The 26,994-nt window shown below is 41.0% G+C and carries 24 protein-coding genes; 9 read left to right on the top strand and 15 right to left on the bottom strand.

What is annotated here, in order from left to right; all coding sequences use genetic code 11:
* Positions 1 to 108: 108 nt before the first annotated feature.
* From G3341_RS05590 to napF, 13 genes are all read right to left on the bottom strand, one after another.
* On the bottom strand, positions 109 to 1,179 hold the full coding sequence (locus G3341_RS05590) for a cytochrome c-type biogenesis protein CcmH (protein WP_163860865.1): 1,071 nt from the start codon (positions 1,177 to 1,179) through the stop codon (positions 109 to 111).
* Complete coding sequence (dsbE, locus tag G3341_RS05585; RefSeq protein WP_163860864.1) at positions 1,176 to 1,733, bottom strand: thiol:disulfide interchange protein DsbE; 558 nt, start codon at positions 1,731 to 1,733, stop codon at positions 1,176 to 1,178. The genes G3341_RS05590 and dsbE overlap by 4 nt, the downstream gene beginning before the upstream one ends.
* The gene (locus G3341_RS05580) at positions 1,730 to 3,661 is read right to left on the bottom strand and encodes a heme lyase CcmF/NrfE family subunit (RefSeq protein WP_163860863.1); all 1,932 of its coding nucleotides are present in this window, start codon (positions 3,659 to 3,661) and stop codon (positions 1,730 to 1,732) included. The genes dsbE and G3341_RS05580 overlap by 4 nt, the downstream gene beginning before the upstream one ends.
* The gene (ccmE, locus tag G3341_RS05575; protein ID WP_163860862.1) at positions 3,658 to 4,137 is read right to left on the bottom strand and encodes a cytochrome c maturation protein CcmE; all 480 of its coding nucleotides are present in this window, start codon (positions 4,135 to 4,137) and stop codon (positions 3,658 to 3,660) included. Before ccmE ends, G3341_RS05580 begins: the two co-directional genes overlap by 4 nt.
* Positions 4,134 to 4,346 (bottom strand): heme exporter protein CcmD, encoded by a 213-nt coding sequence (gene ccmD, locus G3341_RS05570; RefSeq protein WP_154623891.1) that lies wholly within the window; start codon positions 4,344 to 4,346, stop codon positions 4,134 to 4,136. Before ccmD ends, ccmE begins: the two co-directional genes overlap by 4 nt.
* The gene (locus G3341_RS05565) at positions 4,343 to 5,083 is read right to left on the bottom strand and encodes a heme ABC transporter permease (protein ID WP_154623890.1); all 741 of its coding nucleotides are present in this window, start codon (positions 5,081 to 5,083) and stop codon (positions 4,343 to 4,345) included. The genes ccmD and G3341_RS05565 overlap by 4 nt, the downstream gene beginning before the upstream one ends.
* 192 nt (positions 5,084 to 5,275) lie before the next feature.
* Entirely contained in the window at positions 5,276 to 5,878 is a 603-nt protein-coding gene (napC, locus tag G3341_RS05560) for a cytochrome c-type protein NapC (RefSeq protein ID WP_154623889.1), read from the bottom strand.
* Between the two features lie 9 nt (positions 5,879 to 5,887).
* A complete protein-coding gene (gene napB, locus G3341_RS05555; RefSeq protein WP_154623888.1) occupies positions 5,888 to 6,337 on the bottom strand; it encodes a nitrate reductase cytochrome c-type subunit in 450 nt (149 codons plus the stop codon).
* A complete protein-coding gene (gene napH, locus G3341_RS05550; RefSeq protein WP_163860861.1) occupies positions 6,334 to 7,197 on the bottom strand; it encodes a quinol dehydrogenase ferredoxin subunit NapH in 864 nt (287 codons plus the stop codon). Before napH ends, napB begins: the two co-directional genes overlap by 4 nt.
* Complete coding sequence (gene napG / locus G3341_RS05545; RefSeq protein ID WP_154623886.1) at positions 7,184 to 7,879, bottom strand: ferredoxin-type protein NapG; 696 nt, start codon at positions 7,877 to 7,879, stop codon at positions 7,184 to 7,186. Before napG ends, napH begins: the two co-directional genes overlap by 14 nt.
* A gap of 6 nt (positions 7,880 to 7,885) precedes the next feature.
* Positions 7,886 to 10,372 carry a nitrate reductase catalytic subunit NapA gene (gene napA, locus G3341_RS05540; protein WP_163863504.1) on the bottom strand — a complete coding sequence of 829 codons (2,487 nt, stop codon included), beginning with the start codon at positions 10,370 to 10,372 and terminating at the stop codon, positions 7,886 to 7,888.
* Positions 10,353 to 10,631, bottom strand: coding sequence for a chaperone NapD (gene napD / locus G3341_RS05535; RefSeq protein ID WP_196713400.1), 279 nt, complete (start codon positions 10,629 to 10,631; stop codon positions 10,353 to 10,355). The genes napA and napD overlap by 20 nt, the downstream gene beginning before the upstream one ends.
* Positions 10,621 to 11,112, bottom strand: a complete 492-nt coding sequence (gene napF, locus G3341_RS05530) for a ferredoxin-type protein NapF (protein WP_154623884.1) — start codon at positions 11,110 to 11,112, stop codon at positions 10,621 to 10,623. Before napF ends, napD begins: the two co-directional genes overlap by 11 nt.
* 755 nt (positions 11,113 to 11,867) lie before the next feature.
* Between napF and nrfA the strand changes: the two genes are divergently transcribed.
* From nrfA to G3341_RS05495, 7 genes are all read left to right on the top strand, one after another.
* Entirely contained in the window at positions 11,868 to 13,304 is a 1,437-nt protein-coding gene (gene nrfA, locus G3341_RS05525) for an ammonia-forming nitrite reductase cytochrome c552 subunit (protein WP_163860859.1), read from the top strand.
* 45 nt (positions 13,305 to 13,349) lie between these two features.
* Positions 13,350 to 13,916, top strand: a complete 567-nt coding sequence (gene nrfB / locus G3341_RS05520; RefSeq protein ID WP_154622026.1) for a cytochrome c nitrite reductase pentaheme subunit — start codon at positions 13,350 to 13,352, stop codon at positions 13,914 to 13,916.
* On the top strand, positions 13,913 to 14,584 hold the full coding sequence (nrfC, locus tag G3341_RS05515; protein WP_154622025.1) for a cytochrome c nitrite reductase Fe-S protein: 672 nt from the start codon (positions 13,913 to 13,915) through the stop codon (positions 14,582 to 14,584). The genes nrfB and nrfC overlap by 4 nt, the downstream gene beginning before the upstream one ends.
* On the top strand, positions 14,581 to 15,537 hold the full coding sequence (nrfD, locus tag G3341_RS05510) for a cytochrome c nitrite reductase subunit NrfD (protein WP_163860858.1): 957 nt from the start codon (positions 14,581 to 14,583) through the stop codon (positions 15,535 to 15,537). Before nrfC ends, nrfD begins: the two co-directional genes overlap by 4 nt.
* Positions 15,538 to 15,568: 31 nt before the next feature.
* Positions 15,569 to 17,446: a heme lyase CcmF/NrfE family subunit gene (locus tag G3341_RS05505; RefSeq protein WP_163860857.1), complete on the top strand. Its 1,878-nt coding sequence runs from the start codon at positions 15,569 to 15,571 to the stop codon at positions 17,444 to 17,446.
* Entirely contained in the window at positions 17,439 to 18,536 is a 1,098-nt protein-coding gene (gene nrfF / locus G3341_RS20940; protein WP_163860856.1) for a heme lyase NrfEFG subunit NrfF, read from the top strand. Before G3341_RS05505 ends, nrfF begins: the two co-directional genes overlap by 8 nt.
* 238 nt (positions 18,537 to 18,774) lie before the next feature.
* On the top strand, positions 18,775 to 19,203 hold the full coding sequence (locus G3341_RS05495; RefSeq protein ID WP_163860855.1) for a hypothetical protein: 429 nt from the start codon (positions 18,775 to 18,777) through the stop codon (positions 19,201 to 19,203).
* Between the two features lie 691 nt (positions 19,204 to 19,894).
* Here the strand turns inward: G3341_RS05495 and ascB are convergent.
* Together ascB and G3341_RS05485 are read right to left on the bottom strand one after the other, a co-directional pair.
* Positions 19,895 to 21,325: a 6-phospho-beta-glucosidase gene (gene ascB / locus G3341_RS05490; RefSeq protein WP_163860854.1), complete on the bottom strand. Its 1,431-nt coding sequence runs from the start codon at positions 21,323 to 21,325 to the stop codon at positions 19,895 to 19,897.
* Between the two features lie 492 nt (positions 21,326 to 21,817).
* On the bottom strand, positions 21,818 to 21,961 hold the full coding sequence (locus G3341_RS05485) for a hypothetical protein (protein ID WP_154635554.1): 144 nt from the start codon (positions 21,959 to 21,961) through the stop codon (positions 21,818 to 21,820).
* Between the two features lie 1,709 nt (positions 21,962 to 23,670).
* On the opposite strand from G3341_RS05485, the gene uidA reads away from it, so the two are divergent.
* Both uidA and uidB read left to right on the top strand, forming a co-directional pair.
* Positions 23,671 to 25,482 (top strand): beta-glucuronidase, encoded by a 1,812-nt coding sequence (uidA, locus tag G3341_RS05480; RefSeq protein WP_154622915.1) that lies wholly within the window; start codon positions 23,671 to 23,673, stop codon positions 25,480 to 25,482.
* Positions 25,479 to 26,879 carry a glucuronide transporter gene (gene uidB / locus G3341_RS05475; RefSeq protein WP_154622916.1) on the top strand — a complete coding sequence of 467 codons (1,401 nt, stop codon included), beginning with the start codon at positions 25,479 to 25,481 and terminating at the stop codon, positions 26,877 to 26,879. The genes uidA and uidB overlap by 4 nt, the downstream gene beginning before the upstream one ends.
* The last annotated feature ends 115 nt before the right edge of the window (positions 26,880 to 26,994 follow it).

Below are 26,994 nucleotides of genomic sequence, written 5' to 3'. Positions count from 1 at the left end.
AACTCACAGTAAAAGGTAACCTATTGACATTAAAATTAAATCTATCGTGAAAAATAAAAAAAGGGAGCTTTAGCTCCCCTTTTTTATTTCGTTGAAAAATTTAACCCGCTACTGCTGAGCCGCTTTTTTCTCATGTATCATCATTAATGCTTGCTCAATACTACGTTCAATAACATGTCTACGCTGATCGTTTTCAGGCAATAGCTTCAGCATCATCTGCCAAGCCGAGATTGCTTCAGCGTAACGTTCTTGTTCAAATGCATTAAAGGCAAACATACTGAGCGCCTTCACATTCATTCGATTTTCAGCGATCAATTTGCGTAATAACTCGCCCCCCAACCGATTATCTTCCGGATCAGAAGAACGGGTTAAAACCTCGGCATAGCCTAATGCAATGTTATCATCTGTGGGTTTAAGACGGTAAGCACGCCCATATGCATCTGTCGCCATTGTTGCGTTATTTAACGCCATGCCTATGCGACCTAACATCACCCATGCATCCACATTCAAAGGTTCATCCTGTAACCGAGAACGTAGTCCTAATGCAAGGCGTTCCATTTCTTCATTATTTAATGGCGGCTCTGACGGATCTAATGCCCTATCGAGTAAAGCTGGAGCTTGCTGGTAAGCCAAATCCCAATCGGTAACTTTGCTATAATTTCCTACCTGATAATAAGCTGCAATCCCAATACCAACCGCAATAATCACTCCAGGAACATATACCCAACCACTTGCGCGTGTTGATTCTAGTGCATCAACCAGTTGCGGCTCATGCTCAGCAACACTCTTTACACGTATTCGCTTTTTAGAACGTGCATAGATAATCCATCCACCCACAATAATAGCGGCAAAAGGTAAGCCCCATAACAACAGTGTTAATGGCGTCAACGGCGGATTATAAGTGACAAAATAACCGTACCGCGCCACCATATAATCAACAATTTCGTCACGGCTTTTGCCTTCTTTCATTAGCTCATACACTTTTTGGCGTAAGTCTAACGCGATCATAGAATTTGAATCAGCGATACTATTATTTTGACATTTAGGGCAGCGTAGCTCCTCGGTTAATTTACGAAACTGCTGCTCCTGTTGCTCATTATCGAAGGTAAAAACCTCTGTCGCTGCAAAAGTATGCGTAGCGGTCAGCAGAAACATCAAAAAGCCAATAAGGTATTTCATTGATTGGCCTCCTTGCTATATCTATCCCACAGCGGCTTCATTTCCTTATTCCAGACTTGCTCATCCATCGCTCCTGCATGGCGATAGCGAATAATACCATTGCCATCAATCAAAAAAGTTTCTGGTGCTCCGTAAACGCCTAAATCAAGGCCTAACATGCCTTCACCGTCAAATAGGCTTAAATCATAGGGATTACCTAACTCGCGTAACCAAACAATGGCTTTTTGCCTATCATCTTTGTAATTGAGGCCTACCACTCGTACCCCCTGAGCTGCAAGTTCATTGAGGTACTTGTGCTCTGCACGACACGTAGGGCACCATGTTGCCCACACATTTAATAAAATAGGTTTACCCTGTATCAAGACATTAGATTCGTAATGTTGTCCAGGGTTTTCCAAAGACTCTAAACGAAATACAGGCACAGGTTTTCCGACTAAAGCAGACTCCAATAAGCGTGGATCATCACCTTCCGCATTCCGCATTAATTGCCATAATAAAACCGCAGCAATAGCAGCAAAAATAACCAATGGGATCAAAAATACTTTGCGGCTCATACAGCCTCCGGCACAGGTTTACGGCGACGATAACGTGGATCGAACAGGCAGAACAGTGCACCAACAGCCATTAAGATGCCGCCAGACCATATCCAACGTACAAATGGTTTATAGTAAAGACGCATCGTCCAAACATTTGGACCGATTTCTTCACCTAATGCCGCATACAGGTCTCGGGTAAAACCACCATCAATAGCCGCTTCAGTCATGACTGCACGACTGGTATTATAAAAACGCTTTTCAGGCTGAAGTTTTGTCAGCAGTTTGCCGTTTTCTTTAACATCAATATTACCAATAACACCTTGATAGTTAGGGCCATCTGCTTCATGTACCCCATAAAATACAAAAGTATAATCACGGATAACCACACTTTCGTTCGGTTTCATTTTAACATCACGTTCAATGCTGTAATTTTGGCTAAAGGCAATTCCAACAATCGTCACCGCCAAACCTAGATGTGCAAATACCATTCCCCAATAGCTCGGCGTCAGCTTAATTTTTTTGCTAATACGCACTCGCATTTCAGCGACGGCTAATATCGCTATCCAACAAGCCATCATCAAGCCAAGTATGGTGAGCGCCTCAAATCTATCTTGCATGAGCCACGGTAACAGAAATGACAAAATCAACGTCACTAACAATGCAATCAGTAATAATTTGCGAATTGATGCGGGGCGATCTCGTCCCCAACGTACCAGCGGCCCGATACCTAATAACAGTGCGAATGGCACCATCAAGGCAATAAACATGGTGTTAAAGAAGGGTTCGCCTATCGAAATACTTCCAAGGCCGATTTGTTTATGAACCAGCGGTAATAATGTGCCTAATAACACCACTAGCATGGCGGCTGTTAAGATCACGTTATTAGCCAATAACATCGACTCTCTCGACCAAAGCGCATTATTAACGCGTGAACGCACTTTGTGCCCTCTCACTGCGAACAGCAGCAATGAACCGCCAATCACTAACACCATAAAGGCTAAAATAAATAACCCTCTGGAAGGATCTGAAGCGAAAGCATGCACAGAAACCAATACGCCAGAACGAACGAGGAAGGTACCAAGTAAGCAGAGTGAGAATGCAAAAATAGACAACAATAGTGACCAAGCCTTAAAAGTGGCTCTCTGCTCAGTGACTGCCAATGAATGTATTAACGCGGTTCCGACTAACCAAGGCATAAATGAAGCATTTTCAACAGGATCCCAGAACCACCAGCCTCCCCAGCCTAGCTCATAATAAGCCCAAGCTGAACCTAGCATGATCCCTAATGTTAAGAAAAACCAAGCTGCCATCGTCCATGGCCGAGCAAAGCGCGTAAACGAACTATCTAAGCGACCACTTAATAGTGCTGCAATCGCGAACGCAAAAGCCACCGAAAATCCGACATAGCCCATGTACAATAATGGTGGATGAAAAATCAAACCGGGGTCTTGCAAAAGTGGGTTGAGGTCACGACCTTCAATTGGGAAAGACGGTAATGTGCGTGAAAATGGGTTAGAGGTAAAAATAATGAATAATAGAAAACCTACACTGACCATTCCCATCACGGCTAAAACGCGTGCCACAATATCCAGTGGCATACGATAGCTACACAAGGCGACCGCAAATGTCCAACCACTCATCAACAGTACCCATAACAGCAAGGAACCTTCGTGAGCTCCCCATGTTGCCGCCACACGGTACCAGATCGGCAATTGCGTATTGGAATTATTAGCGACGTAAGTAACAGAAAAATCATTCACAACGAATGCATTGACCAAGACCAAAAAAGCGCCCGTGACACACAAAAATAGTAGCCAAGCCAAAGGCCTAGATGAACGCATCAGTCGTTCATCATGCCGCGATACGCCCCATAATGGATAGACAGACAGTAATACTGCAATCCCCAATGCTAGACATAATAATAGGTTTCCAACCTCAGGGATCATGACGCGTTATCCTTATAAGCAGCCGCGGGTCTGCGGTGATTTTCTTGCATCGCTTGCTCAACTTCTGGTGGCGTATAATTTTCATCATGTTTAGCGAGTACTTCTTTCGCAATAACATGGTGATTTTCAGCCAACTCGCCCTGCACAACAACGCCCTGACCTTCACGGAATAAATCAGGCAAGATACCGTCATAGCTGACGTCAACTTCCCCTTCAGCGTCATACACGGTAAAAGTGACTTTGAGTGAATCAGGATCACGCTGCACAGTGCCCGGCATCACCATTCCACCAACACGTAAGCGTTGTCCGACTTCGGGTATCTGTTGTGTTTCCCGTTTTCCGTAAATAATCTCTCCGGGCGTATAAAACAGATCAATACTGGAGCGAAGTGCATAAAGTAATAATGCTACCGTTAACCCCACACCAATCAGGATTGCACAGACTAGCCATAATCTATTTTTACGACGAATATTCACTCAACCTCCCGACGCGCTCGTGCCGCTTTTTGTCTCGCTTCTCTTGCTTGCTGTGCAATAATTGAGTTAATTATCATTTTTCGTTGTAACACCGTGTGAATACACAGCAACAACAATGGGGTAATCGTCAAGGCGACGGCTAGCCATACATAAAATGCATAGCCTCCCATCGCAAAAAAATCGCTCCAAGATGCAAATGCACTACTCATGATTTGCGCCCCTTCTTGTTCACAATATCAAGAACCCACGGGCGATTACGTTCCAGTAGTAAGAGTTGATTACGTAAACGCACCAGCGTCAGAGAAATAAATAAAAATAGGTAACCTAGAATCGCTAAGCGCAATGGCGTGCGCATCGCAGGATTAATACTTTGCTGCATGCGTGTTGACGGCTGATGCAGTGTATTCCACCATTCAACAGAATAGTGAATAATCGGTAAATTAATAACACCAATTAACACTAATATTGCAGCCGCTTTTCCGGCTGTTCGACGATCATCGAATGCATGCCAAAGAGCAATAATACCGACATAAAGGAAAAAGAGGATAAGCTCAGAAGTTAAACGTGCATCCCACACCCACCATGCACCCCACATCGGTTTTCCCCATGTCGCCCCAGTGACTAAAGCGATAAAGGTAAAAACAGCGCCAATTGGCGCCATGGCTGCAATCGCCAGTTCAGCGACTTTCATCTGCCAAACTAAGCCAGTAAATGCGATGATCGCCATCGTGGCATAAATTCCCATGGACCACATTGCAGCAGGAACATGGATGTACATGATGCGATAGCTATCACTTTGCTGATAATCAGTTGGTGCAAACCCGAATCCCCACCCCCATCCTAGTGCTAAAAAAATGACACTGAGAATAATAAACCAAGGTGTCAATCGTCCACATAATTGATAGAGGTTGACTGGGATGGCAAGTTGGTGAAGCTTTTTCCACATATTTAAGGGCTCCGGATCATATCGCTGGCAAACGTTATGCTGCTGCAATATACCATACACGTATTAACGATGGGTTTATTGATATAACACAAATATAACTTGAGGCTAGTCAAACAATTAACTGTTCACTAGCCTCGGTGCTTGTCAGACATAAGCGGATTCAAGCACTCGTCATGAACCCGCTTTTTTCATTTAAAAACCAGGTTCAACGTCACGCATATCAGGTAACTTATGCGCTATCCCTTTATGGCAATCAATACAGGTTTTTCCATCAATAATGGCTTGGTCATGCATTTTAGCAGCGACCCCTTTTTGGGCTGTAAAATCCATATATTCAAAGTTATGGCAATTACGACATTCCTGTGAATCGTTATCTTTCATCCTTCGCCACTCATTTTGCGCCATCGCTAAACGATGCTCTTCAAATTTTTGTGGGGTATCAATGATGCCAAATGCCTTACCATAAAGTTCTTTACTCGCTTTGATCTTTCTGACCATTTTAGGCACAAATTCATGGGGTACATGGCAATCAGGGCAAGTTGCTCTCACACCACTACGGTTAGTGTAGTGAATAGTATCCATGTACTCTTCATAAACATTCTCACGCATTTCATGACAACTAATACAAAACTCTTCTGTATTCGCCATTTCCATGCCCGTGTTGAATCCGCCCCAGAAAATGACGCCACTCACAAAACCAATCAGTAACAACGTTCCCAATGCCAAGCGGCTTGGACGTCGCCACCACTGCCATACTCGACGGATCAAACCCGGTTTTTCATTATTCTTAGCCATGAGTGCCCCTTATTGACCAAAGCCTTTGGATGGGGTGAATGTGTTATCCACAATGGGTGAAGTATCTGACTGTGGTACATGACACTGCAAACAGAAATAACGGTTTGGTGCTACCCCGCCCAGCACCTTACCCGTCGCATCCATAAAGTGAGTTGGACTCACGCGAGGTGCCCCTGTGGTGCGATAGTTTTCAACACCATGGCATTGCAAGCAACGGTTTGTGTTGGTGGTAATTTGATATCCTTCAACACTATGTGGGATCATTGGAGGTTGATTCACATAGTTTAATGCCATTCTTTCCTGCTCTTTAGGGATATGAATGCTCCCCTCTTGAGTACCAGACACTTCTGGTGACTTAGAAAGATCGACGCCATTTGCAGCCCAAGTCAGGCTCGTCGCAATGAGGGCCATTCCAACCATCCAACGGCTCGCTGTCTTAATCAGGGCATGGATTTTCATGATTTCGCTCCCGAACTCCATCGTAGTGTTATTTTAAAAACATCCTCAGAACACACATCAATACAACGACCGCATGTAATGCAATCCTTATCAGATATCATGACTGGGGCTTGTTTATCTAAAACCGACGCTCGCAGTACTTGCGGCTCCGGACAAATGTGGAAGCAATCCATACAGCGGGTACAGTTTTGTTTGTTCATCGCTGCAACGGTGATAGCCCCTTTACAGCCCGCGATGCCATATAACGCACCGAGCGGACATAGATGGCCGCACCAGCCATGCTCCACAACGAGTAAATCAAATAAAAATAAGGCGAGCAGTAGCAACGCTCCGCTGCCAAAACCGAATATTAGACTTCGGCCCATTAATGAAACGGGGTTAATCCATTCCCACACTAAAGTTCCCGTGACCGCGGAGCCTATCAAAATCACGATAAGCAACACATAACGGATATAGCGCGGTATCGTCGCGGATTGATTAAAATCGAATTTACGACGTAGCCACGCCGCGGCATCTGTCACTGGATTAATCGGACATACCCAACTGCAAAAAATGCGTTTTCCTAAAAATGCATAAACCAGTAATACAATGGCAGCGCCAATTAATGCTGAAATGGCTGGCAAATAGCCACTTGCAAGGCTTTCTAATGTAATCAGTGGGTCGGTTAATGGCACGGTATCTAACAATAAACTACTGCTATAGTTACCGTGTAAGATCCATACCCCAAACCAAGGCCCACTCAAAAACATCGCTAACACCAAAAATTGGCTGACCCGACGCATCCACAACCATTTGTGACTTTGCCACCACCCTTTTTTCGCCAGTGCCTCACGCCCAGCATCGCGTTTACGATTTGCCATCATTTCCCTCCAACCAACCAAAGCGGTAGTGATGTCCTAACTCCCCTTTAGCCAGCGTTAATGGAAGCACTTTGATTGCCGCCTCTTCTAAAACACAAGCTTGCTCGCATTTACCACATCCAGTACAAGCACTGCTATGCACTGTAGGTAAAAAGCGAGCATGTTTGCCGGTACGGTGGTTTTGCTCTATTTCTAGGGTAATTGCTTCATCAATTAACGGACAAACGCGATAACAGACATCACAGCGTAGTCCTTGAAAATTGAGGCAGTTTTCCTGATCAAGTAACACTGCCAGCCCCATTCGAGCGTCGTTGATGGAGTCGATCTCTTTATCCAATGCACCACTTGGACACACTTTGGCACAAGGAATGTCCTCACACATTTCACAAGGGTTTTCCCGTGCAATGAAATAAGGCGTTCCCGCCGCTAATCCCGAGGCTAGTGTGGCCAGTTTTAACATGTCATAAGGACAGGCTTGCACGCATTGACCACAACGAACACAAGCACTTGCAAATGCATTTTCATTAATGGCTCCCGGCGGACGAAGACGAATTCCGCTCGCTCGGGAGGTTTGCTGTTGTAACCCCAGTACCACACCAATAGCGGCCAATCCACCTGCCGCGCGAACGGTATCACGCAAAAAACGGCGGCGACTATTTTGAAGTTTCGGCTTCTGGGACATGAGCAATTACACCTTCTCTAGCTTAACGGCACATTTTTTGTAATCCGTCTCTTTTGAAAGCGGATCGGTAGCATCTAGCGTTAAGTTATTCACTAACTGAGATGCATCAAAGAAGGCCATATACACCAGTCCTTTCGGTGGCCGATTGCGCCCGCGTGTTTCAACGATAGTCGTCACCTCACCACGACGCGAAACGACTTTCACTTTGTCACCACGGCGCAACCCTCTGTCTTTCGCATCTAATGGATGCATAAATACTTGTGACTCAGGAAATGCACGATGTAACTCTGGTACACGACGCGTCATACTGCCTGTATGCCAATGCTCTAATACTCGACCCGTCGATAGCCACAAGTCATATTCTTTGTCTGGTATTTCTGCGGCTGGCTCAAATGGCAGAGCAAAAATGACCGCCTTGCCATCGGGCTTGCCATAGAATTGGTAGCCACTGCCAGCTTTGACATACGGGTCATGCCCTTCGCTATAACGCCATTGTGTCTCTTTACCATCAACCACAGGCCAACGGATACCACGTGCTTTGTGGTAGTCATCGAATGGTGCAAGGTCGTGACCGTGGCCTCGGCCAAAACTTGCGTACTCTTCAAATAAGCCTTTTTGCAGGTAGAAACCGAGTTCCCGCGACTCATCATTTAATTGGCCTTCTGCCAACTCTGAAATCGGAAACTGAGTAACGGCTTGGGTTGCAAACAGAACATCATAAAGCGTCTTACCACGGTATTCAGGTTTCTTAGCCAGTAACTCTTCAGGCCACACTTCTTCTGTTTTAAAGCGACGAGAAAATTGCACCATCTGCCACAGGTCAGATTTTGCTTCGCCTGGCGCTTTAACTTGTTGACGCCAAAATTGTGTCCGACGCTCTGCGTTACCATAAGCACCTTCTTTTTCAACCCACATTGCAGTCGGTAAGATCAAGTCAGCAGAGATAGCACTCACGGTCGGATAAGGGTCTGAAACGACGATAAAATTGCGCGGATCACGCCAACCCGGCATGCGTTCTTCGTTAATATTTGGGCCAGCTTGCATGTTGTTGTTGCACATTACCCAATAGAAGTTGAGTGTACCGTCTTTTAATGCACGATCTTGCGCTACCGCATGTAGCCCCACTTTTTCTGGGATCGTACCAGCGGGTAATTGCCAAACTTGTTCGACTTTCTCACGATGTTTTTCATTGGTTACGACCATGTCTGCGGGTAAGCGGTGTGCAAAAGTGCCTACCTCACGAGCCGTACCACATGCTGATGGCTGTCCTGTCAATGAGAAAGGACCACAACCTGGTTGTGAGATTTTTCCGGTCAATAAGTGCAAGTTATAACAAAGGTTATTTGCCCAAACACCACGAGTGTGCTGATTAAAGCCCATCGTCCAGTAAGAGACTACTTTTATGTTTGGATCAGCATACAGTTTAGCTAATGCTTCTAACTGATCTTTAGGAACTCCCGTCATTTCGGCGGTTTTGTCTAGCGTATAGTCAGCAACGAATGCCTTATACTCATCCCATGTCATTGGTTCTGAAGCATCTGAACCTGGGTTTTTGGCACTTTGTTCTAAAGGATGAGTGGGTCGTAAGCCATAACCGATATCCGTTGCACCACGGCGTAAATTAACGTGTTTATCAAAGAATTCCTGATTAACCGCATTATTTTCAATAATATAGTTAGCAATATAATTCAGGATCACTAAGTCAGATTGCGGCGTAAACACAATGCCGTTATCCGCCAATTCAAAACTACGGTGTTTAAAGGTAGAAAGAACCGCAACACGCACATTTGGGTCAGATAAGCGGCGATTGGTGATCCGAGACCACAAAATAGGGTGCATCTCTGCCATATTTGAGCCCCAAAGCACAAATGCATCGGCTTGCTCGATATCATCATAGCAACCCATAGGCTCATCCATACCGAAAGTACGCATAAAGCCAACAACCGCAGAAGCCATGCAGTGACGTGCATTCGGGTCTAAATTATTAGAACGGAACCCCCCTTTGAACAATTTAGAGGCTGCATAACCTTCCCACACGGTCCACTGACCGGAGCCAAACATACCCACGCCTTCAGGGCCGCGCGCTTTTAATGTCGTTTTGAGTTTTTCTTCCATGACATCAAAGGCTTTTTCCCAAGTTACAGGGGTAAACTCACCATTTTTGTCATATTCACCGTCTTTCATACGCAGCAATGGCTGAGTCAAACGGTCTTTTCCGTACATAATTTTAGGTAAGAAATACCCTTTAATGCAGTTTAAACCCCGATTAACCGGCGCTTCTGGATCGCCTTGGCTCGCCACTATACGGCCATTTTGGGTTCCTACAAGTACACCGCACCCTGTACCACAAAAGCGGCAAGGCGCCTTATCCCATTTGATGTCCTCTTGTTGCCCGACGACTGCCTTAGCGAGACTCGGTGCACCAATACCTGCCGCCGCAGCAGCGGCCGCAACAGCATTGGCTTTCATGAAGCTACGACGACTGAGTTTCATCATTTTCCTCACATTGCTCATCCTGCTGGTGGTAAACCAGCGAAACAGACAGCACGCCTTCAACATTGCGTACTGAATCAATAGTATCAATCAGAGTGCGACTGTGTTCTGACTCAACAACAACAATCAATTTGCCTGTTTCAGGTGAGCTAATCGCCACCTCGCAACCAGGCAATTGATTCAAAGCCGTCGTCACAGTGCAAGCCTGTTCACATTTTACTTGTACAATCAAACTACATACTTGCCAGCTATTGTGCATTTTCATGCTCCAAAGTAATGGCTGATACAGGGCAACTGGCAACACAGGCGCCACAACCTGTACAACCCTGCTTATCAATCTTGGGCTGATAGATTCCAGTCAGTGATGGACGAAAAGAGATCACTTGCGGCTCACAATTGTCTTCGCAACGTCGACATTCAATAGAACGGTAGGCCAGACAGGTTTGAGCAATAGAAATGGAAATATCCCAAGGCTGAGACGTTTGCGGCAGAAATATTGGTTCAGGACACGCGGTAGCACAAGCATAGCAGAATGTGCATTCCCCTTGTAAAAAATCAACGACAGGATAACCGCCAGGGCCGGAAACGAGAATTGCAGTTTCACAATGTGTAAGGCATTCGTTGCAACGAATGCAACTTTCAATAAAGCGATCTTCACTACCACTCCATGGCGGTCGAACAACAGGCGTCGCACTGCGCCACGCACCTGTTAATACTCCCCGACGGGTGATATCAACCATGTTGATTTCCTTAACATTGCCCAAACAAAATTAATGCAAAAATTGAAAATTAACCGCAAATTTTATATGTGTATTAATGACAAATATTAACGACTGAGGGTATAAAAATACATACTACTAAGTAGGTAACATTAATTATTATATTAATTGAAAAAAAATAGTTTACTTGGAAAGTATTTTGAATTTTATTAGGTAACTTGCTGACTAACCCTTATATTATATTTAGAGTAGTAAAAAGTTATTAACATTTTTTAAATAGGGTAAACCAAATTAAACCTAAACCTTCATGAAATATTCATATCTATAACAGATAGAAATACTACTAAAGAGGTATAAGAGCAATTCTCTTTATTCTTTTCATATCGAAAATATTAGAACTAATGCACATTTTATTTTTCATTCTATAAATCGAAAGCCTTGCGGACTCATTGAACACTGTCATTCACAACGCATTATCGTCCTCATTATTATCGCTGATAATGAGAATAAATCTTAACGGCTGAATACCTCTTTTTATTTTAGACTGTTTTATGTTTTCTTTCCTAATTTACATCCATGATCAGATATTACTCACATTATCTTAATCACACTTCTTTTAATAAATTTAGCTTTGCTCAAAAACAATATTTTGAGTGTGGTTATTTGCTAGAGCTATTAACTAGGCATGTCATGATGGCAATCATCTATTTGCCATCACTTATAAATAATAATATTACAGCCAATGGGATGGCTGGCTTACATCACTCGAGGCCCTTATGGCAAAGATAAGAAATAGTATTCTGTGCTTACTGAGTTTGCTTGCAGGAATATTTCTATTTAGTAACTCTATCCACGCACAAACAGAATCAAAGGAAGCATCATCAACCATTAATACCAAAAATGAGTCCTTTGCTCAGTCACATCCTGATCAATATCATTCATGGCGTGCAACCTCTGAGCAAGCACAACGTGAAGACGCTCTTGCTGAGGATCCACGCTTAGTGATCCTTTGGGCTGGTTATCCTTTTTCTCGTGATTACAACAAGCCTCGCGGTCATGCTTACGCACTCATTGATGTGCGTGAGACACTAAGAACTGGGGCACCTAAAAACGCACAAGATGGCCCACTTCCTATGGCATGTTGGAGCTGCAAAAGTCCTGATGTTGCCAGACTGATTCAAGAACAAGGCGAAGATAACTATTTCCATGGTAAATGGGCAAAAGGCGGCCCCGAAATCGTTAATGTATTAGGATGTGCTGACTGCCACAAAACTGACTCACCTGAATTTGCTCAAGGTAAACCTGCGCTTACACTCACACGTCCCTATGCCGCAAGAGCTATGGAAACCATTGGAAAGCCTTTTGAGCACGCGAGCCGTTTCGAACAACAATCTATGGTGTGTGGTCAATGCCATGTCGAATATTACTTTGCAGGAGACAATAAATCCGTCAAATTCCCTTGGGATAACGGTACCAAAGTAGAAGACATGGAAGTGTATTATGACAATATCGGTTTTTCTGATTGGACAAACTCACTGTCAAAAGCCCCCATGCTAAAAGCACAGCATCCTGAGTTCGAAACATGGAGTGCAGGTATTCACGGAAAAAATAACGTCACCTGTATCGACTGCCATATGCCTAAATTGCAAAATGAAAAAGGTGAACTCTATACCAGCCACAAAATAGGAAACCCTTTCGATAACTTTGAACAAACCTGCCGTAATTGCCATACCCAAAGCAAACAAGCGCTACAAGCTGTTGTCGCTGAGCGTAAACAAGCGATCCAAGAGATGAAAATCAAAGTGGAAGATCAACTCGTGCATGCCCACTTTGAAGCCAAAGCAGCTTGGGATGCTGGTGCGACAGAAAAAGAAATGGCACCTATTTTAGCTGATATTCGCCATGCTCAATGGCGTTGGGACCTCGCGATTGCGTCTCATGGTATTCATATGCATGCGCCTGATGAAGGCCTACGTATGCTAGGTGGAGCGATGAATAAAGCTGCCGATGCACGGACTAAATTGGTGCGCTTGTTAGGTGCGAAAGGCGTTACCCATGAAATTGCTATTCCTGATATTTCAACCAAAGAAAAAGCCCAACAGGCAATTGGTTTGGATATGCAAAAAATCAATGCTGAAAAACAAGAGTTTTTGAAAACCATTGTACCGGAGTGGGATGATCAAGCTCGTAAAAACAATCTGCTAAGCCAATAACCGCAATCCGCCTCTGCAAAGTGGCGGCATAACAATGGAGTCAATATGAGCGTACTACGTTCGTTATTAACTGCTGGGGTGCTGGCGTCAGGCTTGTTATGGAGCATTGCCGCATCCGCAGCGACACCATCCACACCAGAGAATGGTGAACGCTGGGTTGTCACTCAGCAACGTAATCCCGATGCTGCTTGTTTGGATTGCCATAAACCCGACAAAGAGGGTATGCATGGAACTCATGCATCCGTCATCAATCCTAACAATAACCTTCCAGTGACCTGTACTAACTGCCATGGCAATCCAGGTCCTCACCATCGTGAAGGGGCGAAAGATGTCATGCGTTTCAACCACCCTATGTATAGCGTGGAGCAACAAAATAGTGTTTGCCTATCATGTCATTTACCCGAACAGCTACAAAAAGCGTTCTGGCCACATGATGTGCATGTGACCAAAGTCGCCTGCGCAAGTTGCCATGATCTTCATCCAAAACAAGATACGATGAAGGTTCTCAATGACAAAGGACGCATAACAATTTGTGTTGATTGCCACTCAGAGCAACGCAACAACCCTGATTTCAATCCAGCGGCGGTAAAATTGCGTAAGGAGCAGCCATGAGTTGTTCGCGTCGTCAATTTATTATCTATGCAGGAGTGTTAGCTGCGTCTGGAGGGACGACGGTCCATACTCTAGCAAATACAATGAAAATTAATGGGCTACGCTATGGCATGATTCATGATGAAGCCTTATGTATTGGCTGTACAGCTTGTATGGACGCTTGCCGAGAAGTCAATCACGTGCCTGAAGGCGTTTCAAGATTAACGATTATCCGTAGTGAACCAATTGGCCACTTTCCTGATATCAAATATCGTTTCTTTAGGCATTCATGCCAACATTGTGAGCATGCCCCTTGCGTCGATGTCTGCCCGACAGGGGCCTCATTTATCGATAAGACAACCGGTATTGTCGATGTTAATCCAGACTTGTGTGTCGGTTGCCAATACTGCATTGCGGCATGCCCTTATCGAGTACGTTTTATTCATCCTGTTAATAAAACTGCCGATAAATGTGACTTTTGCCGTAAAACCAATTTGAAAAAAGGTCAACAACCGGCTTGTGTTGAAGCATGTCCAACAAAAGCGCTCATTTTTGGTAATTTGGATGACCCAAACAGTGATATTGCAATCATGCTCCGCCAAAAAACAACCTATCGCTATAAAATTGCACTTGGTACTCGACCCAAAGTCTATCGAGTTCCATTTAAGTATGGGGAGGTGAGCCAATGACAACCGCTTCTGCTTTCCATTTTGAATCGCTGGTCTGGGATTGGCCAATCGCTGTTTATCTCTTTTTAATTGGAGTTTCAGCGGGGTTAGTGGTACTCGCCATTTTATTACGTCACTTTTACCCTTCCGAAGCGACGAGTAACAGCACGCTAATGCGAGCCACTTTATTACTTGCACCAACGACCATCATTCTTGGTTTACTGATTTTGATTTTCCACTTAACCCGACCTTGGACTTTCTGGAAATTGATGTTCCACTATAGCCCAACCTCTGTGATGTCGATGGGGGTTATGTTATTCCAAGTGTATATGGTTGTGCTCATCGTGTGGTTAGCCAACGTTTTTCAATCTGAGCTAGTTGAATTGCAACAAAAATGGCTACCCCGTTTGGGTTTTATCCAACGGCTATTCCCCCTATTTACACCCGCCATGCGCGTGATTGAAGTCACCATGCTCGTCTTAGCAGTATTGTTAGGCGCCTACACGGGATTCTTACTTTCAGCTTTAAAATCATACCCTTTCTTAAACAATCCTATTTTGCCTGCATTATTTCTCTTTTCAGGGATTTCATCCGGCATTGCTGTTGCACTGATAGCCTTAGCGTTACGCTACCGTAAAAATATCCACAACCAAGAAGCTCATTTTCTACATCGCGTTGAAAGCTTTGTCGTTTGGTTAGAAATCTTTTTGCTGGCAGCATTTTTTATCGGTTTAGCACTTGGGGATGATGGCAAAATGCGCGCCCTAATTGCCGCATTGGGTGGTGGTTTTTGGACATGGTGGTTTTGGATTGGTGTTGTAGGAATAGGTTTTATTATCCCTTTGAGTTTGAAAAAATGGGTGAATAAAAGCCAAACAGCATCTCGGGTTATTTTAGTCAGCAGTGCTAGTCTCATTGGTGTCTTTTTACTGCGATTCTTCGTACTGTATGCAGGACAATTGACGGTCGCTTAATCACTACAATCAACATAAACAAGGTGCTTCATTGGAACTGATACTCCCTGAAATTGGCTTTATTAGCTTACTGCTAACACTGTGTATAGCCAGTTTCCATACCTTGTTTGGGTTGGTTGGTTACGATAAAAAGACGCCTAATTCCGTAAAATTAGGCGTCTTTTGGTCCACTTTACAATTTATTTTTTTAGCTATCGCCTTTCTTTGTCTTACCATCAGCTTTATTGAAAGCCATTTTTCTGTGGTCTATGTCGCTCAACATAGCCATCGTCTATCGCCAATGGCTATCAAAATAGCCGCGGTTTGGGGCGGACATGAGGGTTCATTGTTATTATGGGCGTTATTCTTATCTGCTTGGAACTTACTTGTTGCCTGGCGATATCGTAAACAAAAACATCCATTCTTTGCGCTAGCCTTAATATTCCTGTCAGCCATGACTGCGGCATTGCTGTGGTTTATCGTCTTTTACTCCGATCCTTTTGTGCGGATTTTTCCACCTGCGATTGAGGGGCGTGATCTCAACCCCATGTTGCAGCATTGGGGGCTGATCTTACATCCTCCTCTACTTTATCTTGGTTATAGTGGTCTCATGGTCGTTACCTCATTAGTCTTAGCGGCTCTTGTTGCGGGTAATTTTAGTCAAACCATTGCATGGCTTTGCTGGCGCTGGGCCGTACCAAGCTGGTGCATATTAACTTTAGGTATCACACTCGGTTCATGGTGGGCTTACAGTGAATTGGGATGGGGTGGCTGGTGGTTTTGGGATCCTGTCGAGAATGCCTCATTATTACCATGGCTAGCAGCAACCGCCCTACTACACAGCTTATCTGCATCACGAAAACAAGGAAATTTCCGCCACTGGTCAATGATGTTGGCAATTATGGCGTTTATTTTATCACTACTTGGTACACTGATCGTCCGTTCAGGCATACTCGTTTCAGTACATGCCTTTGCCCTTGATAATGTTCGTGCGTTACCGCTATTTTTGCTATTTATAATCATGAGTATGGTGGCCTTATTTATTTACAGTAGCAAAGCTCAAACCTTACCATCACGGGCCAAAACTACACTCACGACAAGAGAAATCTATTTACAATTATCTTTGATTTTATTTGTGGTGGTCTTATGTATCGTACTCCTTGGTACCCTATATCCAATGCTCTACAGCATGTTTGGCTGGGGGAAAATATCTGTTGGCTCACCTTACTTTAATCACGCTTTATTTCCTTTTGGGCTATTAATGCTCGCAGTTATTGGCGCTTGGGCGCTACATTACCCAAAAATATCTCCTCGATTTTTTTACTGGCGTTTATCTCTCCTTATTATCTGTACGATTGGCATTACGCTGTATTTTTGGCGTGAAGGAAAGCTGTTCTCCAGTATGATGGCTATCATGGCTGCATTACTGCTTCTTTTGTGGTTGCGACCATTTCGAGATATACAGCGCCAATTATCCTCCTTAATTTCACACTCAGGTGTCATTATCTTCGCTATAGGTATTGCTTTCTCAACAGTGAGTAAACAAGAAGTTAGTGCAAATATGACATTAGGGCACTCTATTTCACTATCAGGGTATCAGTTTACGTTTCAACAGCTACAACTTGAGGCGCAATCTCATTACACAACAGAAAAGGCCTTAATCACTGTTGTTCAAAAAGATAAATTAATCAGTACGCTTATGCCTGAACGTCGATTTTATACCGCCCGAAAAGAACTCATGATTGAGCCAAGTATGCATTGGGGATGGATACGAAACTGGTATGCCGTTTTAGGCGAAAAAACAGGAAATAACCGTTATGCACTACGCTTTTATGTGCAAGATGGTGTTCAATGGATTTGGGGTGGCGCTTTGATCATGTGCATTGGACTTTTTTGGGGTTGGATAAAAGGAAGAGCTAAGCATGTTTAAATTACACTACACCCCTTTATTCATTCTACTGTTCATGGTCACCTATATTGCAAAAGCTGATATCGTAGATACTTGGCAATTTACTCACCAAGAGCAACAATCTGTTTCATTACAAATAGCGTCACAATTACGTTGCCCACAATGCCAAAACCAAAATCTGCTCGAATCCAATGCCCCTACCGCTGTTAGCATGCGCCATCAAGTTTACAAAATGGTTGCTGAAGGCAAAACAGAAGCAGAAATTCTCGCTTTTATGACTGAGCGCTACGGTGATTTCGTTCTCTACAATCCGCCCCTGCGCATAGGGACGCTAGTATTGTGGCTATCGCCATTTATCGCTTTTATATTGATAATAATCCTAATTTATTATCGATATAAAAGCAGCCTCCCTAAGATTAAAAGACATTATCAAGACGTCATTACTCAACCCGCCTCACCGCAATGTCAGTTATCAAAACAGCTGACATCTGAACTTCCATTCAAAGTATCGCAAAATAGCGGTTCATGGTTGTTATCGCCTATTTCGCTGAATTTCACCCTCTTATTACTCTTATTTTTCACCGTTTCGGGTTATTTTTTATTGCCGCGTTTTAGTGAAAATTATAAAGAATATCAACGCACTGCTGACCCGTTGTATTTATTGACACCAATACAACAACAGCAAAGTGATCTTGCACGTCTACAAGATAATATCCGTAAGTCACCTAAAAATGGGGAGCTTTGGGCCATTCTCGGTGAATACTACCTCTATCAAAATAATTATGAAGATGCATTAATAGCCTATGGGCAAGCACTGAAATATACAGGAGAAAATGCACAACTTTATTCAGCTATTGCGACAGTCCTTTATTATCAATCAGGGCAACAAATGACGGAGATGACCGTAAAAATGATAGATAAGTCATTATCAATTGATAAAAATGAAGTTACCGCCTTAATGTTATTAGCTTCAGATGCATTTATGAATGCGAATTATGAAAAAGCAATTAGCTTATGGCAACAATTACTAGATAGTAATAATGATAGAGTTAATCGCTCACAATTAATAGAAGCTATTAATATGGCTAACACAATGAAAAACAATCGCTAATTTTCCTACTTTTAATTTATTACTCGCATTCCCATTAACTTTAAAATAAGAAACCAGTAAATAAAATTAATTATTTTAATTAAATTAACCATAACAATTTATTATAAATTGTAACTCTTTGTCTTTATTTGAGCATTGTTATTACATCTTCATATAAATACCCTTCTACTTATGCTATCTTAAAATAGCCTAATTCATAAGTAACTATTATTTATAATAATATAGAAAGAGTAACGCCATGAAAAAGAATATATTTTCATATTTAATTATTGCTCTTATTGCTGGAGGATCATTTGTTGGAGGTATGATGGCTAATTATACCCCAGATCTTGATATCGTTAAAAAATCACAAAAGGCTGTAGAGGACTTCCTCCCTTTTCCAGAAACGGCTGAGTATAAAAATGTGAATTACTATGAAATTCGTGAAACTCTTGATCATGGTATCCTTGGGTATGTATGTGGTGAAGTTCTTATCTTTAAAAGTGAAAATTCTTTTAGTTATAAAAGGTTTCTTGTCAAAACGTATATGCATAAAGATGGAAGAAACGTCGTTTCTATCCCTTTAATTGATCGCTCAGATAAAATTTTTCCTAGTGAAAATTTCAATTTTATCTGGAATCAATTCTGTCACGAAAGACCTAATAAAGAAGGGAGCAATAACAGATAAAATTATTAACAATATTTAATTTTTTCTGTGTTTATACACCATTACCCTTATCTTAGAATTCTCTTGGTTATTGTTGATTTCTTTCAATTCATGTCGATTTATTACAGAGATAAAAAATCAACAAATTGAATTTAAAAGAAAATTTAGCATAAGTCAGTGTAGGTTAACTTAATAATATTAACACTTGAAATGTATTTTGATACATAGATCACATTTTTATCATCCAAATTATATTGTACATTAGTATCCAGATAAGGGATGAGTGATGACAGCTGATCATTCAATCACAGAAATATTATGATATTGATAACATGGCATGCTTATATCATAGCAGATAAAGATACAACCAATTTACAAACACGCTATGCAAAATAATGCCTAAGTAAAAAAATAGCGAAATTATTGCCAAACAATAATTCAATGAAGTTAATCACGAGCCTCTCACCAAGAAGCGTATATTAAAGAGTGAAAAAGATAACGCATGATAAAAGAGCGCTCTAGACATCGAATTCACTCACTTGGCACTTTAAAGTTGCTACAAGTATAAGTAAATCTGACATCATGTATGATATAGTAGTGAAGAAAATAACCATAATACCGCTGTAAATTAAATCATGTAGTAGTGATTTCATTTGGTTAGAGTCCCTAAAGGGACTCTTTTTTTTATCTACAAAATATAAGAAAGTGTAATTTACTCTAACTCTCGACCATGCGTCTGTATTACTTTCTGGTACCACCAAAAGGATTTTTTACGTATTCGGGCTAATGAGCCATTTCCGTGATCATCTTTATCAACATACACAAATCCATATCGTTTACTCATCTCCCCCGTAGAGGCAGAAACCAGATCAATACACCCCCATGAAATATAGCCCATAACCGGTATACCATCCGCAATCGCTTCCGCTAATGCTTGGATATGTGCTCGATGATAGTCAATTCGGTAGTCATCAATAATTTCACCGTTTTCATCAAGCTTATCGTGAGCCCCTAAACCATTTTCAACTAAAAACAACGGTTTTTGATAGCGATCGTAAAGCATATTCGCTGTTAGCCGTAATCCCAAAGGGTCTATCCCCCACCCCCAATCACTATGTTGAATATAGGGAGAGGTCAATGATTTTTCAGCGTTAACTGACTGATTTTCATCTCTTTCCATATCCGATGCAGCGCAACGAGAGGCATAATAGCTGAAAGACACAAAGTCCACTGTATTTTTAAGAAGTTGCTCATCTCCTTCCACTATTTCTAGCGAAACCCCCTTTTCACGAAAAATACGTTGGGCATAAGCAGGATAAATACCACGTACCTGTACATCAATAAAAAACAAGTTTTCACGATCCTTTTCCATTGCCGCCCACACATCAGCCGGTTTAGGAGACCAAGGATAATAACCTCCGCCCGCTAACATGCAGCCAACTTGATTTTTGGCGTTAACTTCATGAGCAATCTTAGTCGCTAATGCACTTGCAATTAATTGATGATGAGCAGCCTGATATTTCACTTGCTCAATATTTTCATCTGCTTCAAACCATAATCCAGAAGACGAAAAGGGGGTATGAAGTAATAAATTAATTTCATTAAAAGTGAGCCAATATTTAACTAAACCATCAAAAGCTTCAAAGCAGGCCTTGGCATAAGTTGTGAAAAAATCAATCATCTTACGTTCACGCCATGAGCCATATTCAATCACCAAGTGCATCGGCACATCAAAATGACACAGGGTAACCAGTGGCTCGATATGATATTTTTTGCATTCATTAAATACGGCTTGATAATAAGCAATACCTTCTGGGTTTGGCGTAGTTTCATCACCTCGTGGAAATAACCGACTCCATGCAATTGAAGTTCTAAAAACCGAGAACCCCATTTCTGCCATTAAAGCAATATCACTTTTATATTGATGATAAAAATCAATGGCATCATGACTAGGATAATATTCATCTCTTTGTAACTGAAACCGTTTTTCTCTACCGATTTTTATGGGATACCTTTTTTCTCCATAAGGAATAACATCTGCGGTACTTAAGCCTTTCCCTCCTTCACTATAAGCACCTTCAGCTTGATTCGCTGCCATTGCTCCTCCCCACAAAAAACCTTGAGGAAATATCGTTTCAGACATGGTTACCCTCATATTTAAATAAGTTAACTATCTTTTTCAAAAATAGTAGATTCTATTTATTCCATCTAATTGTGGAATAATAATTTTAATAGGAGCACAAAAGTAAATTATTATCAAAATATAAACCAAGATAATATAATTAATATTTTATATAAATATATTTATAAGCCCACAATCACTTAAAAGAAAACTAACAATATATCGTCATTGAAAACAACTCAACAATGAGAAATAATTCTTTTTTGTGATTTTCCACACAAAAATAATCCATATCAAAATGCTTTATTTAATAAGATAGCCAAGAGATCAATTTATATTAAAAATAAATGACAGTCTTACAACGCTGACAAGGCGGAGAAAAGAGGAAAGAAAAAACACAAATAATTGATTTTATTAGAAACAAACCACAAAAAACCATAACATAGTCATTGATTGGGTAAAATTTATAAATAAATTTCACCATCAATGATAATACTTAAGTTAACATCAAAATTAATAGACGAAGAATAGTGTTAACAACGCACTGACATCACCAATAATATTGGTCTGATAAAAGAACTCAAATGGCGTACAAACCATTTTTATGCTAGAAGCAATGGAGTAGCCTAATAGTTCTGTCATATCAATAGATGGCATAATCTGTTCCTTGTTATCGAAAACATTACAATAGTGACATTGATTGTAATAATCAATCAGAATAGTGTTAAAATGCCGTGCTGTACTTTTAAAACCACATAAAAATCACTCGCTATAACGAAGTGAATACCCTTTTCGTTTACGCTTACTTTTAGCTATTATCTTTTCTTTTCAATGTGGACTCACCAATAACCGCATAAAATTACAACTTATCTAAAATAAAGCAGCTATGTATTAACGATGCTGTTTTAAAATCCCCCCTCTAAACAGTCATTAATAGAATACTTATATTAAATAGACAAAGTATTTAAACATAATAAAATAATTGTGATATTAATCACTTTCTAAATAGTTAAAACACACTAGGTAGTAACACTTAATTGTTTGATTTGTATTTTTTCATGAAAATAGGCCACAGCAACACACTAAAAAATTACATAAAATAACAATTTCTTTTCAAATCAATCGATTAAAATAAATTATACATCAGGTAATAAAACAAAATGTGTAATTAAAGTTCCATACCTTAATGTAATTATCAATATTATAAATCATTTTACCCATCATTTGAGTTAAATGTGCTAAAAAACAACAATTCTGATAAGTGATTTTAATATTAAATAGCACGAATAGCTAATAAAAGCTTCAATATTTTATTTAAATCATATACACTCATCGCGGAACTATAAAAAGGAATTGTTATGTTTAAAGTTATTGAATCATTTTTTAGTGAATTGTCTAATGCAATGACGGCAAATAGCCGGCGTATTATTGTCACCATTCTCGCGGTTGCAACACTCTTTACTACAGTTACAGTGGAGGCCATTAATATCTATTTTATTGCTGCATTCTTATTCATTAGCTTTTCCTTATATCTACCTGAAATATATAAGTTTATAATGAACAAGATAAACTAAAAGTTAGCCAGATAACACACATGCACTTATTTTTTGTTATTAGTTAGCAACTTATTACGTATTAACACCTAATTCACTTTATCCTAATACAAAATACAATACGTAATCAGTAAAAACAGCCAATATAAGCCGTCACTAATAGCACTAACAGGAATAAGAAGGATAGATGTTCACTCTAGTCTCGGTAACAGACTAAAACCACGCCTACTTTAAGTTTTCTTAAAAAATTGACATGGGCGCACTGTCCCACTCAACGAATCATGCCTGACCTAGTCCCTGAATATAATTGGTTAACCAATTATACATTAAACACTTAGCGATAAACCCTATCAGAATAGCTGCCTATTTAAATTTAATCATAGCTATTAGTCATATTTTATAAGTGAACACTCAAATAAACCATAATACTAAAAAAGAACTCATAACATCATACTTTTATGATCTTCAGCTTCAAAAACAAAAAAATAATACACTTAAATATCATATAGATACAGGCAAAAACCTCTTTAATGAATTCAATCAAATTTATTAAAATCACGATAATTTATAAAGAGATTAAATAATAAAACCACTTATTAATAAACTTCATCTTTAAATAAAAGTTTAATTATTTGTGATTTATTCCACATAATATTAATGATTTTTTTTTAATACATGATCCACTCATCAAATTTTACCTCTTTTCATTTTTCATAGTTGTATTCCTCATAGCGCACACCTAAAAATTGGTAAACCAAATAACAAAATTGATAAACCAAATTTATTCCATCCTATTCGAAAGGAAATAATAAAATGCTACGCCCTATTGAAACATCAACCCGAGAGATCAAAAAACTGGATGGCCTTTGGTCATTTTGTTTAGATACAGCAGATCTCGGTATTACCGCACAGTGGTGGAAATTTCCTCTGCCTGACCACCGAACCATTGCCGTACCGGGGAGTTTTAACGACCAATTTGCGGATAACACTATTCGTAATTATGTCGGAAATGTTTGGTATCAGCGCGAAGTCTACATTCCAAAAGGTTGGGAACATCAAAGAATCATCTTACGATTTGATGCCGTAACACATAATGCCATGGTATGGCTAAATGACCATTTCCTAATCCAACATCAAGGAGGTTATACCCCCTTTGAAACTGATATTAGCCACTTAGTTTCAACAAATGAAAAAGTACGAATTACCGTTTGTGTCAGTAATGAACTCACATGGCAAACCATTCCTCCTGGCATAGTGACTCATGACGAAAATGGCAAAAAAACACAAGTTTATTTCCATGATTTTTTTAACTATGCCGGAATCCATCGTAGCGTCATGCTCTATAGCACGCCAAGAGTATTTGTCGACGATGCCATTATCGTCACTGAGCTATCCGATGATAAAAGCCAAGCCTCAATTCATTGGGAAATCATCGCTAATGGTGAAGTCGCCATTGAGTTATACGATCAAGATAAAAAATGCGTTGCTTTTGGGAATGGCAAACACGGTGTATTGCAACTCAGCTCACCTCATCTGTGGCAGCCGGGTCATGGCTACCTATATACCTTGAAAATATTCGTTAATGATGCAAATCACTATGATGAATACCCTCTAAAAATCGGTATTCGCTCATTAAACATAAAAGATGAGCAGTTTTTAATTAATCATCAACCTTTTTATTTTACTGGGTTTGGGCGACATGAAGATGCGGATATTCGCGGAAAAGGCTTTGATTATACGTTTATGGTACATGACCATGCATTGATGAATTGGATTGGCGCCAATTCTTATCGTACCTCCCACTACCCCTATGCCGAAGAAATGCTTGATTGGGCAGATGAACACGGCATTATCATCATCAATGAAGTGGCAGCAGTCGGACTTAATTTAACTCTTGGTGTTAGCTCCGATGTTTGTCAGAAACCCCCCGTATTATTCAGTGATGAAACCGTCAATAGCGAAACCCAGCAAGCCCATTTACAAGCGATACAAGAGCTCATCAACCGCGATAAAAACCATCCTAGCGTCGTCATGTGGAGTATAGCAAACGAACCAGACTGCCAAGCCAAAGGCGCTAGAGCATACTTTGAACCATTAGTGCAAGCCACACGCAAACTTGATCCCACTAGACCCATTACTTATGTCAATGCCATGTCTGGAGACATTGAAAACGACATGATTATGGATCTTTTTGATGTTATTTGCCTAAACCGTTACTACGGGTGGTACCTAAAAAGTGGCGATTTAGAACGCGCCGAAAAAGCACTAGAAACTGAATTATTACAATGGCAAGAGAAGTTTCATCGCCCCATCATTATCACGGAGTATGGGGTCGATACCCTGCCCGGACTGCATTCCATGTATACCGATATGTGGAGCGAAGAGTTCCAATCTGCTTGGTTGGCAATGTACCACCGCGTTTTTGATCGCGTTAAAGCGGTTACTGGCGAACAGGTATGGAACTTTGCTGACTTTCATACCGCACAAGGTGTTTGGCGTGCTGGAGGTAATCGAAAAGGGATTTTTACTCGAGACAGAAAACCTAAAGGCGCAGCTTATTTATTAAAAAAACGGTGGAGTGAAATGAATTATGGGCAAAAACCTTTTCAAGGAGAAAAACAATGAATCAACAACTCTCTTGGCGTTCAATTATTGGTTATGGCCTAGGAGATGTTGCCAATAACTTTGCCTTTGCTATGGGGGCAATGTTTTTACTCAGTTATTATACCGATGTCGCCGGTATTGGTGCCGCAACAGCAGGTACCATGTTACTGGTTGTTCGAGTTTTTGATGCTTTTGCTGACGTTGCCGCTGGCCGTATTATTGATAAAACGCATACACGATGGGGGAAATTTAGGCCTTTCATCTTATTTGGTTCTGCCCCATTAATGTTCTTCAGCGTGCTGGTTTTTAGTGTTCCAACCGAATGGGCTCATAGCGATAAGGTCATTTATGCCTATGTCACTTATATGGCCTTAGGTGTTTGCTATAGTCTAATCAATATTCCCTATGGTTCCCTTGCTACGGCGATGACACTACAACCATTATCCCGTGCCAGATTAGGTGCAGCCCGAAGTATTGGGGGAGCCGTTACGGGTATCTTCCTGACACTTTTAATTACTCCTTTTGTATCAAGTGCTGGCGCTAATATAGCGTCAATTGAGATGGAAAAGGTCTATTTTTACGTGACATTAGGCTTAGCTTTCTTTGGTGTAGGGCTCTATTTTGTCTGTTTTAAATCTACCAAAGAAATTATTGTTAGAACTGACGTTCAACCATCACTAAAAAATAGCTTAAATACGATAAAACAAAATAAAGCATTAATGATCTTATGTTCAGCCACAATATGTGTGCTCATTTCAGGTTTTACCGTCAGTGCTTCATCTCTATTCTATGTTCGATATGTCCTCAATGACGTAACCTTATTCCCTATTATTTCATTAGTTCAAGGGATATTTGGTGCAATCACTTCAGCCTTGATCATGCCTATACTCGTTGCTCGTTTTGGCAAAAAAAATACATTTCTAATCGGTGGGATGATAGCCATCCTCGGTTATTTGACCTTCTATTATCTCTCGATATATCCACCAATGATTGCCCTTACCTCATATACAATAGCATCCATTGGGATGGGGATCGTCGTTACCGTATTATGGGCAATAGAGGCTGATACTGTCGAATACGGAGAATATAAAACAGGTATTCGCATTGAGGGCCTAACATATTCTTTATTCTCTTTCACTCGCAAATGTGGCCAAGCCATTGGAGGGTCAATTCCTGCCTTTATTCTCGAATACAGCGGTTATATTGCCAATCAAATACAAACACCAGATGTTATTTTTGGCATACGTATGTCAATTGCACTTGTACCATGTATTTTCATGTTACTCGCATTTGTGATCATCTGCTTTTATCCGCTGACGGATAAAAAGCATGCAGAAATTGTTGCCAAAATTGAATTGCGAAAAAAAGAAAAACTTGAGCAGGTCGAGACGGTAAAAAGCGAGTCATTAACGACATAGTCACTATTATATTTCACGGATCGGTTGAAATAGCGCCCGATTTAACTGATCCGATTCTTAAAATAGCAAATCCATCTTGTCACAATCAAATATCAATAAACGCATTGGCGCCCAA

It is taken from the genome of Providencia vermicola (genome assembly GCF_010748935.1).
GTDB lineage: Bacteria > Pseudomonadota > Gammaproteobacteria > Enterobacterales > Enterobacteriaceae > Providencia > Providencia zhejiangensis.
This window is presented reverse-complemented; position numbering and strand designations above follow the sequence as displayed.

What these genes read in the sequence shown, in the direction of transcription:
- G3341_RS05590 (WP_163860865.1), bottom strand. Translation starts at nt 1,179, where the DNA reads ATGAAATACCTTATTGGCTTTTTGATGTTTCTGCTGACCGCTACGCAT.
- dsbE (WP_163860864.1), bottom strand. Translation starts at nt 1,733, where the DNA reads ATGAGCCGCAAAGTATTTTTGATCCCATTGGTTATTTTTGCTGCTATT.
- G3341_RS05580 (WP_163860863.1), bottom strand. Translation starts at nt 3,661, where the DNA reads ATGATCCCTGAGGTTGGAAACCTATTATTATGTCTAGCATTGGGGATT.
- ccmD (WP_154623891.1), bottom strand. Translation starts at nt 4,346, where the DNA reads ATGAGTAGTGCATTTGCATCTTGGAGCGATTTTTTTGCGATGGGAGGC.
- G3341_RS05565 (WP_154623890.1), bottom strand. Translation starts at nt 5,083, where the DNA reads ATGTGGAAAAAGCTTCACCAACTTGCCATCCCAGTCAACCTCTATCAA.
- napC (WP_154623889.1), bottom strand. Translation starts at nt 5,878, where the DNA reads ATGGCTAAGAATAATGAAAAACCGGGTTTGATCCGTCGAGTATGGCAG.
- napB (WP_154623888.1), bottom strand. Translation starts at nt 6,337, where the DNA reads ATGAAAATCCATGCCCTGATTAAGACAGCGAGCCGTTGGATGGTTGGA.
- napH (WP_163860861.1), bottom strand. Translation starts at nt 7,197, where the DNA reads ATGGCAAATCGTAAACGCGATGCTGGGCGTGAGGCACTGGCGAAAAAA.
- napG (WP_154623886.1), bottom strand. Translation starts at nt 7,879, where the DNA reads ATGTCCCAGAAGCCGAAACTTCAAAATAGTCGCCGCCGTTTTTTGCGT.
- napA (WP_163863504.1), bottom strand. Translation starts at nt 10,372, where the DNA reads ATGAAACTCAGTCGTCGTAGCTTCATGAAAGCCAATGCTGTTGCGGCC.
- napD (WP_196713400.1), bottom strand. Translation starts at nt 10,631, where the DNA reads ATGCACAATAGCTGGCAAGTATGTAGTTTGATTGTACAAGTAAAATGT.
- napF (WP_154623884.1), bottom strand. Translation starts at nt 11,112, where the DNA reads ATGGTTGATATCACCCGTCGGGGAGTATTAACAGGTGCGTGGCGCAGT.
- nrfA (WP_163860859.1), top strand. Translation starts at nt 11,868, where the DNA reads ATGGCAAAGATAAGAAATAGTATTCTGTGCTTACTGAGTTTGCTTGCA.
- nrfB (WP_154622026.1), top strand. Translation starts at nt 13,350, where the DNA reads ATGAGCGTACTACGTTCGTTATTAACTGCTGGGGTGCTGGCGTCAGGC.
- nrfC (WP_154622025.1), top strand. Translation starts at nt 13,913, where the DNA reads ATGAGTTGTTCGCGTCGTCAATTTATTATCTATGCAGGAGTGTTAGCT.
- nrfD (WP_163860858.1), top strand. Translation starts at nt 14,581, where the DNA reads ATGACAACCGCTTCTGCTTTCCATTTTGAATCGCTGGTCTGGGATTGG.
- nrfF (WP_163860856.1), top strand. Translation starts at nt 17,439, where the DNA reads ATGTTTAAATTACACTACACCCCTTTATTCATTCTACTGTTCATGGTC.
- G3341_RS05495 (WP_163860855.1), top strand. Translation starts at nt 18,775, where the DNA reads ATGAAAAAGAATATATTTTCATATTTAATTATTGCTCTTATTGCTGGA.
- ascB (WP_163860854.1), bottom strand. Translation starts at nt 21,325, where the DNA reads ATGTCTGAAACGATATTTCCTCAAGGTTTTTTGTGGGGAGGAGCAATG.
- G3341_RS05485 (WP_154635554.1), bottom strand. Translation starts at nt 21,961, where the DNA reads ATGCCATCTATTGATATGACAGAACTATTAGGCTACTCCATTGCTTCT.
- uidA (WP_154622915.1), top strand. Translation starts at nt 23,671, where the DNA reads ATGCTACGCCCTATTGAAACATCAACCCGAGAGATCAAAAAACTGGAT.
- uidB (WP_154622916.1), top strand. Translation starts at nt 25,479, where the DNA reads ATGAATCAACAACTCTCTTGGCGTTCAATTATTGGTTATGGCCTAGGA.